This window comes from Rhizobium sp. P2_G2, from assembly GCF_056403555.1.
Genome location: NZ_JBFUFF010000081.1, coordinates 19,686 through 31,653, shown reverse-complemented (window position 1 = coordinate 31,653; position 11,968 = coordinate 19,686). Strand labels below are relative to the sequence as shown.

The following is an 11,968-nucleotide window of genomic DNA, read 5'->3' as shown; positions in this document are numbered from 1 at the left end:
CAGTGTCGATATGCGATCCCAGCATTAGCGGATCACTGGCCGCCGAAGCGGCCTCTGCCGGCTTCCATATGCCGAAAATATTGCCGATGCGATCTATCGCGATTTCGAGGCCGGCGTCCCGCATCCAACCCACGACGCGGTCGCGTCCCAGCTTCTCGGCATCGGAGGCAGAGAGCCTGACGAGACGATCATCGGCGTCGCGCCCGATATCTCCCAGCGCCCGGATATGTCCCAGCAGGCGTCCTGGATCGATCGACGAGCCGGTCATCGCGCTTTCTCCAGATTGCCGGCCATGACCGCGGCCGGCGACATGCCGACGATTTCCTCGTATTTTGCCGGGTCGGTCGCGCCTTCCGTATTGATGACGAAGACGCGGGAGGACGAGCCGAGCCCAAGTCCCGATTTGATCGTGGGATCGGCCATGGCCCTGATCAATCCGGCAAGCCCGACACCGCCGCTTTCACCCGCGACCACGGCCGGATCGCCGGATATCGGTCGCGCCAACCGCTTCATCACGTCTGTTGCATCATCCTCGTCCACGGTCATGAAGGCGTCTGCCACACGCGACAGGATGCGCCAGGCAACAAGCGATGGCTCGTAGCATTCGAGCATGGCCATGACCGTCGGCTCGCCATGCGCGATAGTGACGGGGTGGCCCGCCTTCGCACTTTCGACGATGCAGGCCGCACGACCGGGATCGACGACGGTGAAGATCGGGCGTTTATCCCCGAGGACGATGGCCAGATGGCCGGCCACCGCCGCTGCGATGCCGCCGACGCCGGACTGGACGAAAACATGGGTCGGCGGATCGGGCAGCCTGCGCAGCGCTTCGCGGATGATCGCCGTATAGCCCTGCATCACCAAGCCAGGAATGCGTTCATAGCCGGGCCAGGATGTGTCCGAAACGATCGTCCAGCCCCGCTCGGCGGCGATCCTTGCGGCTTGTCTGACGGAATCGTCATAGGTGCCTTCGACGCGGATCATCTCCGCGCCAAAGCGACCGATGGCGGCAACCCGCGCGTCGCTGACGCCGGCATGGACAAAGATCGCCGCACGCGCGCCGACCAGTTGCGCGCCCTGCGCCACCGACCGACCGTGATTGCCGTCTGTTGCGCAGGCGACGGTCATCGTCCCGGCCACCGCGGCAACCTCCGGACTGTGAAGTTCGCTGACGTCGACCGGTCTCCCGAGCGTCCTTTCTGCCTCCTCCAGTACCAGGCGGATCACGGCATAGGAGCCGCCGAGCGCCTTGAAGCTGCCAAGGCCGAGGCGCTGGCCTTCATCCTTCAAATGGATGCTGGTGACGCCAATGTCGCGGGCCAGATTGGCCAGCGCGATAAGCGGTGTCTCGGCATTGTTCTTTCGGTGCGAAAGAAAGCGCTCGACTTCTCCCGCTGCGGTCAGGCCGAGCGTCTCGGTGTCGCGCGGGTCGAGAGCGGATCTGTATGCGGTGTTGGTGTTGGTCAGAAACATCGTCACCTCGCTTATTCCTGCGAAAACATATTGCATTCGAGGCGAAATTTGCGCTGAATATCGGTCGGAGATTTGCAATTTTGTTTCTCGCGGCAAGAGTTTCATGGACCAGACATCACCGCGCGTGGCGCTCGACGACTTCGATCGAAAGATCCTGAAAATCCTGCAGAAGGACAATCTGACGCCCCAGCGGACGATCGGCGAGGCGATCAACCTCTCGGCCCCCGCCGTCCAGCGCCGCATCAAGAAAATGACCGAGGCCGGCATTATCCAGGCCAATGTCGCCGTGGTCGATCCGGCAGCACTCGGGCATCCCATCACCATCTTCGTCGAGGTCGAGGTGATCAGCGAGACCGCAGAGCAGATCGAGGCCGCCAAGCGTGAATTCGCCGTCACGCCGGAAATCCAGCAATGTTTTTACGTCACGGGCGAGGCGGACTTCGTTCTGGTGATCGTGGTACCCAACATGGCCGCCTATGAAGCGCTGACCAGAAGGCTGTTCTTCGGCAACAACAATGTGAAACGCTTCCGGACCTTCGTTGCCATGGACCGGATCAAGGCGGGGTTGGAAGTGCCGGTGGCGTAGGCTGGGTCCGGGATGCGGCTGGTGCGTGTTGTCGCGCCGCCCGCGATGTCTTCGGCGTCCGGTGCAGAGTGGACATGACAAGGCAATCTCTCCGGCAGCAGCCTGTGAGCAGCCATGCAGGCTTGGTCGCTCCGGAACTGAGGCAGAGTTCAATCTGCTCAACCAGTTCCACGAATGCGTTCCGCGCAACGGCGGCAATAAAACTTTACAGTATCTTACCCCGCCGAAACCCAGGAGCCGCAGGACGCTGATAGATCGATCTTGAGCGTCCAAGAAGGGGGTGCATGCGAAATCGATCTGGAAATGAATACCGGTCCGACATTGTCATGACGGTGGTCGCACTTTCGGCCTTGGCCATGATCCTGGCCGGATGCACGCAGACCACGCGGTCCATTTACAATGTTTCCGAGGCCCAGGCAGCGTCAATCGTCGGGTTCGAGGACATCAGGACCTATCTCGATGCCGATCTGGACAAGGCTCCGGCTGATCCGAAAAAATGGGTACCTTCGCCGACGAAGCGCGACGTCAACGTCCTGATGATATCGGGCGGCGGCGCCGGCGGGGCATTCACCGTAGGCATCCTGGCGGCCTGGAGCGAGACCGGAAAACGCCCCATATTCGATGTCGTCACCGGCGTCAGTACAGGCGCGCTCATCGCGCCTTACGCTTTTCTGGGACGGCGATATGATCAGAGCCTGACACGGCTCTATACAAGCGGCACGGCCAGGAATTTGGTCGAAGCAAGGTGGATGGGAACCGGATTGCTCGGAAAGAGCCTGCTGAAACCGGAACCACTCAGGCAGATGGTCGAGCATTGTGTCACGCGCGCGCTCCTCGCCCAGATCGCTGCCGAACATCGCAAGGGGCGGCGGCTATTTGTCCTGACCACCGATCTCGACACCCAACGCGCCGTGGTCTGGAACATGGGGGCGATCGCAGACAGCGGACGGCCCGAAGCACTGAAACTGTTCCAGGATGTGCTGATTGCTTCGGCGAGCATACCCGGCATCTTTCCTGCTGTCATGATCAAGGCACGTGTGGGACACCACGATATCGAAGAAATGCACTCCGACGGCGGTTCGGCGTCGCAGATTCTGACGCTCCCCGAAAAACTGATCGCCAGCGCAAGACGGATCCCTGGGGCAAGGCGTCAAAACGTGACCATGTATGTCATCGTCAACAATGCGCTGATGCCCGAATTCTCAATCACGTCGGACAAGACGCTTCCCTTGATGGCGCGTGCCTACTCGATCCTGATCAAGTCACAGACCCGCAGCTCGCTTCTGGCTCTATACGGCTATACCAGGCGGACCGGCACACATTTCCGTGTTGCGGCGATCGGCAAGCAAATTCCCTATTCAGTGTCCGACCCATTCAACACCGAGTACATGAGGTCGGTTTATAACCTGGGCTATTCGGCAATGCTGGAGGGCAAGGTTTGGAAAGATCAGCCGTTCTTTTAAGCTCTTGGCAATAACACCTTGGTCGCTCGTGGAGCTTTGTGTTCGACCGTTTTTCGCCCATTGCTGACATTGAGCGGCTTGTCATTGAACGACGGCTTCGCGCCGTCATCTCAGCTGTTCAGCCCGTGGGTGTGCATTCCTAAAGCAAACGTCCATCGAGCAATGCTTTGAGGGCACTGATGCGGCAACTTTGAGCCAGTACCTCGCATCGCTGATGCGCCAAACCGAGATGTAGCTTGGACTTTGACCAGCAGCCACAATCTCTGGCAAACGTCGTATTGCGGCCGTAAGAGTTAGACGTCGGTCACCCCGCCCGTGGGCCAATATTCCACGCTGAAACACAGTCGCGCCATCTGTGCGAGTGCGCGCAAACGCCCGTAGCGCTTCTTACCGTGATCGGATCGGCCTCCTTCGGCGCCATATTGCGCCCTGCCGTCATCGTTACTCGGACGATCGCCTTATGATTGAACAGCATGCCTCCCTGAATGTAACGATTGCGGGCCGTCACTGCTCGACGACCGCGCGCCTGCCGCCTTTGATCCCCGATAATTCGCGGCCGCCCGCTCTTAAGCCGGCCGCGCCGCGAATCGACTTGAACCAAGAAGATTCTGCCTGAGTCAAGAGGATTTCGACTTGTGGGCCGGCTATTTTGCTGACATTGTTCCCTGTTCGAGGAGTTGTACTGTGGCAGGTGTTTAAATGGAGGGGTAAGGATGGCAAAGGAATCTTCGAGTACCACTTCTTCCGCAAATAGAGCGGACGAAAATCTGATAGGCAATGCAGAGGCAAACGGACTGAATTTCATGGCGACCCAGGCCCGCGAGGGCGGGCTCTCCGGTGACGCTGTGGGTGTCGACAAGATACGCGATCTGCTGTTCGGCAACCAGATGCAGGACTATGACCGCCGTTTTTCCAAGCTTGAAGACCGGTTCTTGCAGCGCTTCAAGGAAGTCGAATCCGAGGCCAAGCGCAATCTTGAAATGTACGAGTCAAATGCAAAGAAGCAGGTCGAATCGCTCGCGGCGCAATTGCGGAGCGAAAAAGATGCGCGAGCCGAGGCCGACAAGGAGATTGACCGGAATCTTCGCGAGCAAAATCAGGCACTTGAAAAGCAGGTGCGCGCGTTGTCGGATCAATTGAGCGAGCTTGAGCGCGACGTTTCGGACCGGATAAGTCGAAGCGATCATTTGCTGCGTGAGGAAATCAAGCAAAAGAATGAAAGCATTCAGATGCTAATGGAGAAAATGTTTTCCGATCTCAGTAACGTCAAGACTGACAGAAATCTTTTGGCTGGGCTGTTTGTCGAGGTTGCAAAATGCATAAATCAGGATTCCGGCGGCAGCAAGAGCACCTCAGAACGTGGCTGGAAAGCGAGTTGATCGGAACTTGACGTCGAGCGTCGACCCTATCAGGTTTCCTCAAAGAGCCGCCTCGAACGATACCGAGATCGATCGCGCGGCTCTGGCTAATCTTTTGGTCGAAATTGCCCGGAACGTTGATCCCGACCATCATGCGCGTTTCGACGGAGTTCCAACCGCCGATCGCCGCATGGAAACGCTGCGCCAGTTGCTGGTCGGCCGCGAAATTTCGGAGCTTTCACGAGTTACGCATCTTCTGGGCGAACCGGAGCAGCTTGCGGAAGCAGTGGGCGGCATTCTTCCCAGTGCAGCCGCACGGGCGCCTCATACGCAGCTCGGCGAGGCCCTTGCGCCAGCCGTCGAGACGGCTGTGCAACGGTCGATCAAGAAGAGCCCGCGCACGCTGACGGATATATTATACCCGGTGTTTCTGCCGGCAATTCGCAAGTCGATCGGGGAAAAGATCGACCAGACCTTTCAGTCGCTGAATGAAACTTTAAGACATATATTTACCTGGCATGGACTCAAGTGGAGATTTGAGTCTTGGAGAACTGGTGCCAGCTTCTCGGAAGTTGTTCTAAAGCATTCTCTTGTCTATCGCGTAGAACATGTCTTTCTTATTGACCGAAATTCCGGACTTTTGATMGCGCATGTAACKGCCGAWAAYGCAACGAGCGAAGATCCTCAACTTATTTCTTCGATGCTCAGTGCTATTCAAGACTTTGTTAAAGACTCATTCAACGAGAAAGAACAGAGCGGTCTGGACACTATCCGCTTTGGGGAGCTTCGTCTCTGGTCAGAAGTTGGACAGTTTGCGACCTTGGTTTCGGTGATCCGGGGAAATCCGCCAGAGGAATTACATGAAATAGTTCGCGATGTGTTGCTTCGCATCCATGATGAATACTCACAGGCTTTAGAGCAGTTTGACGGCGACGGTTCTCAGTTGGCCGGCATAGAGACGCAGTTGCAGACCTGCGTTGAACTGAAGCAGGAGGACTCAAATCAGGGATTTCCGTGGCTGGTGGTGGCTGCAGTCCTGCTGGTTTTGATTCCGGTAGGCGGTTGGTTCTTTCTTTCCTGGCAATCGGGGCAGCGCTGGCAGGCTTATGTGTCGCGACTGAGGACCCAACCGGGCATCATCGTCGCCGAACAAACGGCGAGGGGTGGTCAATTCTATATTTCCGGCCTGAGAGACCCGCTTGGCGCCGACCCGCAGTCGCTGTTGTCTGGAACGCAGGTCGATCCCGCCCGCGTCCATTCGCAATGGCAATTCTATCAGAGCCTTGAGCCGGCGTTCGTGTTGAAGCGGCTGACGGCGTCGCTGGCTCCGCCGGATACAGTACGACTTTCGATTGTCCAGGGTCGCATCGTTGCCGAGGGTGAGGCTCCAGACACCTGGATAGATCGGGCGCGCGCAGCGGCCCGACAGCTTTCTGCAGGCGGACCGGAATTCGACATCTCCAAGGTTCGTGATGTGAGCCCCGAAACACGCGCGGCGGAGCACTGGCAGGCCTATGTGTCGCGACTTAAGACCCAACCGGGCATCATCGTCGCCCAACAAACGGCGAGGGGTGGMCAATTCTATATTTCCGGCCTGAGAGACCCGCTTGGCGCCGACCCGCAGTCGCTGTTGTCTGGAACCCAGGTCGACCCCGCCCGCGTCCATTCGCAATGGCAATTCTATCAGAGCCTTGAGCCGGCGTTCGTGTTAAAGCGGCTTACGGCATCGCTGGCTCCGCCAGATACAGTACGTCTTTCGATTATCCAGGGTCGCATCGTTGCCGAGGGTGAGGCTCCCGACACCTGGATAGATCGGGCGCGCGCAGCGGCCCGACAGCTTTCTGCAGGCGGACCGGAATTCGACATCTCCAAGGTTCGTGATGTGAGCCCYGAAACACGCGCGGCGGAGCACTGGCAGGCCTATGTGTCGCGACTKRRGACCCAGCCGGGCATCATCGTCGCCGAACAAAAGGCGCGCGATGGCCAATTCTATATTTCCGGCCTGAGAGACCCGCTTGGCGCCGACCCGCAGTCGCTGTTGTCTGGAACGCAGGTCGACCCCGCCCGCGTCCATTCGCAATGGCAATTCTATCAGAGCCTTGAGCCGGCGTTCGTGTTAAAGCGGCTTACGGCGTCGCTGGCTCCGCCCAAATCTGTTCTGCTTTCGATTGCCCAGGGTCGCATCGTTGCCGAGGGTGAGGCTCCTGCCAACTGGATCAACCGGGCGCAGGCCGCCGCAGAACAACTTTCGGCTGACGGAGTGGTTCTGGATGTCTCGCAGCTGCATGAGCTGAACCTCGCAGAACTTAATTATTTGAGAGAGGCCATCCAGGCGACCGATATTTTCTTCTATTCCGGCAAAGCTGTGCCGGGACCAGAGCAGACGCCGGTCCTCGACAGGTTGGCGGATCAAATAAAGGAATTCGCCCAAAATGCCCGCAAGTCAGGCGTGACAGCGCGGTTCATGTTAACCGGTCATGCGGACGCCACGGGCCGCGAGACGGCCAACGTGTCGATCAGCGCCGCCCGCGCCGAGACAGTTCGTGCGCTTCTCAACAAGCGCGGCGTCGCTCCGGAACTGCTGCTGGTTCGGGGCGCTGGCACTTTTGAGCCGGTGGTGCCTGAAAATAGTCAAACTGGGAGCTCCACCAATCGCCGGGTTTCGATTACGATAAGCCTAGAATAGTGCGGAGCTAGGATATTGCAAAAAAAGATCTGCATGTTGGGTGGGTTCTCTGTCGGAAAGACGAGTCTGGTCCGCAGGTTTGTGCAAAGCATCTTTGCAGATACCTACTTGACCACGGTGGGAGTGAAAATCGACAAGAAAAGTGTCGCACTCCCGGACAAAACCGTGGATCTGATTTTGTGGGATTTGGCCGGTGAAGACGATATCGGCTCATTCCGCATCAGCAATGTGCGGGGTGCGGCCGGGCTCGTGCTTGTCGTCGATGGAACCCGCGCCGCTACTCTTGCCGTGGCGCTCACTCTGCGCGAGCGGGCCGAGGCCGAATTCGGCGCTATGCCGTTTGTCTTGCTGTTCAACAAATCCGACCTGGCGGATCGGTGGGCAATATCGGATAGTGAGATTAACGAACTCAGGCAACTTGGATGGCAAATCTATCTAACAAGTGCGCTTTCGGGTGAACATGTTGATGATGCGTTTCATCAGCTTGCTTCGATGGTCAGCAAATAGACCATGCATAGATTGCCAAGAGAAGTCGGAAGCTGGATTTACGATTTCTTCTACAATGAGCACTCTGTCGCATATCTGAAAATTGACGCCCAGCTTTGCATAGCTGCGAAGGGCGGTAACGTTAAACATTACGGGCTCTCATCGCTTCGCATTGGCAAGCCTGTTGCCGACCAGCTCGAGTTTATGGAAGGTTTGCTGCCTTGCCCGGAGCTTCCATATCATATGGCCATGGTCGAACTGCCCAGCGGGCGTGTCGCGGACCTTCATCTTTTTGCCGGCAATGCCTGCGTGTGGCTGCTCTTCCTTGACGCCACTGCTGAACGCGACAACAAGCAGCGGCTTCAACAGAAGGCTTATGAAATGACGCTCCTAGAAGAGAGAGAGCGCCAACTCAACGAGAAATTACAATCGGCGAACGAGGCGTTGAGGAAGAGCCAGCGGGCATTGTCGCGTGAATACCAGCGCGCCGAATCCCTACTCCTCAACATTCTTCCGGCGTCGATCGCGGAACGGTTAAAAGCGCACAAAAAAATTGCAGACAACCACGCAGAGGTGAGTGTGCTTTTTGCCGACATCGTCGGTTTTACGGAAAGAACGCGGAGCGTCGGAGCCGTAACGACGCTCGCTATGTTAAATTACTTCTTCAAGGCGGCGGATCGGCTCTCGGAACGATACGGCTGCGAAAAGATCAAGACAATCGGTGATTGTGTGATGGTGGTCGCTGGCCTGCCCACCGCGCGATCCGATCATGCAGAAGCCCTCGCGCACTATGCACTTGAACTGCGGAAGGCGGTCAAGCGCGAACACTTCGCAGGAGAACCGCTGAGACTCAGAATTGGAATTCACTCGGGGCCAATCGTCGCTGGCGTCATAGGCAAAAGGCGGTTCGCCTATGACCTTTGGGGCGAGACCGTTAATCTTGCCTCACGCATTCAGACTTCCGCGGAGCCCGATGAGATCCGAATTTCGGATGCAACTCATCAACTGCTTGGACCAAGATTTGCTTGTGACCCACTCGAGGAAACGGAATTGCGTGGTACAGGTCGTGTTCGAATGTGGCGTCTCCTGGCTTGATTTGGCGTAAAGCGGACATTCAACCCCAGCCACCAAAACCCATTTCGAGCCGCGATGGTCCGGTCACGGAAATGCGTTGGACAGCATGCCCGGGACCTGTCAGGTCAGGCTGTCGCCCAATTGCTGCCGCCCAATGAGAAACCGCAACTCCACACTTGTCCCGATCGTCGCGCTGCTGGTCACCATGCTGTCGATCCAGTCCGGCGCGTCATTGGCCAAGCATCTGTTTCCGCTGCTCGGTGCGCTCGGAACGACCTCGATCCGGCTCGCGCTCGCGGCACTCATCATGATCGTCATGCTGCGCGGCTGGCGCGCCCGCATCACCCGCGAAAACTGGAGGTCGCTGATCGTCTACGGCGTCATGCTCGCGGGCATGAACATCATGTATTACCTGGCGATCGCTCGCTTGCCGCTCGGCATCGCCTCCGCGCTTGAATTCCTCGGACCGCTCGGCGTGGCGGTGGCGCTGTCGCGAAAGATCTCCGATTTCGCCTGGGCCGGGCTTGCGGCGATCGGCCTTGCTTTGCTGACGCCTGTCGTCGGTCCGATGCAAAGGCTTGATCCTGTCGGCATCGCCTGGGCTCTGGCTGCGGCGGCCTGCTGGGCGCTCTATATCATTTTCGGCAAGCAGGCCGGCCGGCAGCATGGCGCGCAGACGGCCGCGCTCGGCATGACCATCGCCGCAATGATCGCCCTGCCGCTCGGCATTCCTGAGGCAGGCCTCTCGCTTCTCGATCTGTCGCTGCTGCCGATCGCCTTCGGCATGGCACTGCTGTCGAGCGCTGTTCCATTCACGCTGGAAATGCATGCGCTACGCAATCTCCCGACGCGGTCCTTTGGCATTCTGATGAGCATGGAGCCCGCCATCGGCGCATTGGTCGGCCTGGTGATATTGCGGGAAAATCTGGCCTTCAGCCAATGGCTGGCAATTGCGTTCATTGTTGCCGCATCGATCGGCACCTCGATTTCAACGCGCAACGCCGCCGAAGCCTGACAGAGCCCTCCGATCCGAAATATGCCGCATTTGCGTCTGACTGAGGACGCTGGCGATGCGGTTTTGGACCTGAGGGCAAATGCGGCAATGAGAAGATTTGCTTTGGCCCTCTCGGCGATGGTTTTGGCTTTGCCGACCACGGCCCTTTGCCATCCGCATGTCTTCATCGCGGCCCATTTCGAAGCCGTTGCCGGCGCGGATGGCACTCTGCAGGAATTGAAGAACGACTGGATCTTCGACGAGGTGTTCTCGGCCTCGGTGCTGATGGATTTCGACCGCAACGGAGACCTGCAGCTGAGCGACGGCGAGTTGAAGGCCGTCGCTGACACGGTCCGTAAGTCGATCGCGAAATATGGCTACTATACGAACCTGATCCACGACGGCGCCAGGATCGAGGTGAAGCGGCCGTCCTCGGTGCAGGCCACGTTCACCGATGGCATCCTGCAGCTGAAATTCTCGGTCAAGCCCTCGCGGCCGGTACCGATCAAGGGCAAGCTCATTTTCGGCATCTATGATCCGACGCTCTATACGGCCATCGACTTCGACAAGGATGGCGACATGAAGCTGGCGGGTGCGGCTTTCTCGAATTGCTCGGCCAAAGTCGTGCGGCCGAACTCGGACCAGATCATCGCCCAGAACCAGGCAACGCTGACCAGCATGTTCTTCAATGATCCGACGGGAACGAATTTTTCCCAGTTGACGGCAACGCGGCTCGAAGTGACCTGCCCCTGAAGGCCCTGCGTTATGGCAGTGCAAGATTTAGCCGGAGACGCTCGCAGTCTTTCGCGCTATGAAGTGTGGCTACAAATTCCCGCCCCATCAGACATCAAGGTCCCCTCATGGCTCTCAAAGTGCTTTTCATTGGCGGTACCGGCCAGATCTCCTATCCATGCGTCGAGCGCGCCGTGGCCCAGGGGCATCATGTCAGCGTCTTCAACCGCGGCCTGAGAGGCGACCCGTTGCCGAAGGGCGTTACCTCGATCGTCGGCGAACTCGGATTGGCGGCCTATGCGGATCTCGCCAAGGCCAATTACGACGTCGTCTGCCAGTTCATCGCCTTTACGCCCGACCAGATCGCCCGCGACATCGAGATTTTTGCCGGCCATTGCGGTCAATACATCTTCATCTCCTCGGCCTCGGTCTATGTAAAGCCGGCGCGCCATTACGTGATCACCGAGGAGACGCCGGCGATCAATCCCTACTGGCCCTATAGCCAGGCCAAGATCGCCTGCGAGGAATTGCTCAGGACCTCCAGAATTGCGTGGACGATCGTCCGCCCCAGCCACACCGTTCGCACCGGCCTGCCGGTGATGATCGGCGACAGCGACGTCATGGCACGGCGCATGCTCGACGGCGAGCCGACGATCGTGGCCGGCGATGGCCACACGCCCTGGACATTGACCCGCTCGGTCGATTTCGCAGCACCGTTCGTCGGGCTGTTCGGCAAGGAGGCAGCACTCGGCGAGATTTTCCACATCACCTCCGACCGCGCGCATATCTGGGACGACATCCAGAAGACGATCGCCCGATTGCTGGGTGTCGAGGCAAAAATTGTCCACGTACCCACGGATACGCTGATCAAATACATCCCGGATTGGATCGGCCCTTTGCGAGGCGACAAGTCGTGGACGGCGCTGTTCGACAATTCCAAGGTCAAGCGCGTGGCGGGCGACTTCACTTGCGCCGAAAACCTGGACGAAATCCTCGCCGAGCCGATCATGCACGTCAAGCAGCGCCTGGCCAAGAGCCGACCGCTCAGGGGCGAACTCGATGCCATGGTCGACAGGATTTGTGCTGCGCAGAGCGCTCTTGGCTAACAGGGAGTGC

At 58.4% G+C, this 11,968-nt stretch carries 10 protein-coding genes and 1 pseudogene; 9 read left to right on the top strand and 2 right to left on the bottom strand.

Annotated elements, in window-relative coordinates:
• Together AC1D06_RS32760 and AC1D06_RS32755 are read right to left on the bottom strand one after the other, a co-directional pair.
• Positions 1–268, bottom strand: a pseudogene (locus AC1D06_RS32760) (Zn-dependent hydrolase); the annotation flags it as partial.
• Complete coding sequence (locus AC1D06_RS32755; RefSeq protein WP_477990039.1) at positions 265–1,473, bottom strand: diaminopropionate ammonia-lyase; 1,209 nt, start codon at positions 1,471–1,473, stop codon at positions 265–267. The pseudogene AC1D06_RS32760 and the gene AC1D06_RS32755, both read right to left, overlap by 4 nt.
• A 103-nt stretch (positions 1,474–1,576) precedes the next feature.
• Between AC1D06_RS32755 and AC1D06_RS32750 the strand changes: the two genes are divergently transcribed.
• The 9 genes from AC1D06_RS32750 to AC1D06_RS32710 all read left to right on the top strand — a co-directional run bounded on the left by AC1D06_RS32750 (position 1,577) and on the right by AC1D06_RS32710 (position 11,958).
• Positions 1,577–2,059, top strand: a complete 483-nt coding sequence (locus AC1D06_RS32750; RefSeq protein ID WP_477990037.1) for an Lrp/AsnC family transcriptional regulator — start codon at positions 1,577–1,579, stop codon at positions 2,057–2,059.
• A gap of 284 nt (positions 2,060–2,343) precedes the next feature.
• The gene (locus AC1D06_RS32745; RefSeq protein WP_477990036.1) at positions 2,344–3,522 is read left to right on the top strand and encodes a patatin-like phospholipase family protein; all 1,179 of its coding nucleotides are present in this window, start codon (positions 2,344–2,346) and stop codon (positions 3,520–3,522) included.
• Positions 3,523–4,235: 713 nt separating this feature from the next.
• Complete coding sequence (locus AC1D06_RS32740) at positions 4,236–4,901, top strand: hypothetical protein (RefSeq protein ID WP_477884072.1); 666 nt, start codon at positions 4,236–4,238, stop codon at positions 4,899–4,901.
• Positions 4,902–4,908: 7 nt separating this feature from the next.
• On the top strand, positions 4,909–7,566 hold the full coding sequence (locus AC1D06_RS32735) for an OmpA family protein (RefSeq protein WP_477990035.1): 2,658 nt from the start codon (positions 4,909–4,911) through the stop codon (positions 7,564–7,566).
• Between the two features lie 15 nt (positions 7,567–7,581).
• Positions 7,582–8,073 carry a Rab family GTPase gene (locus AC1D06_RS32730; protein ID WP_477878610.1) on the top strand — a complete coding sequence of 164 codons (492 nt, stop codon included), beginning with the start codon at positions 7,582–7,584 and terminating at the stop codon, positions 8,071–8,073.
• Between the two features lie 3 nt (positions 8,074–8,076).
• Positions 8,077–9,147, top strand: a complete 1,071-nt coding sequence (locus AC1D06_RS32725) for an adenylate/guanylate cyclase domain-containing protein (protein ID WP_477990034.1) — start codon at positions 8,077–8,079, stop codon at positions 9,145–9,147.
• Positions 9,148–9,280: 133 nt separating this feature from the next.
• Positions 9,281–10,141: an EamA family transporter gene (locus AC1D06_RS32720; RefSeq protein ID WP_477990033.1), complete on the top strand. Its 861-nt coding sequence runs from the start codon at positions 9,281–9,283 to the stop codon at positions 10,139–10,141.
• 87 nt (positions 10,142–10,228) lie between these two features.
• Positions 10,229–10,873, top strand: a complete 645-nt coding sequence (locus tag AC1D06_RS32715; RefSeq protein ID WP_477990032.1) for a DUF1007 family protein — start codon at positions 10,229–10,231, stop codon at positions 10,871–10,873.
• A 107-nt stretch (positions 10,874–10,980) separates the two neighbouring features.
• Complete coding sequence (locus tag AC1D06_RS32710) at positions 10,981–11,958, top strand: SDR family oxidoreductase (RefSeq protein WP_477878614.1); 978 nt, start codon at positions 10,981–10,983, stop codon at positions 11,956–11,958.
• Positions 11,959–11,968: the final 10 nt, after the last annotated feature.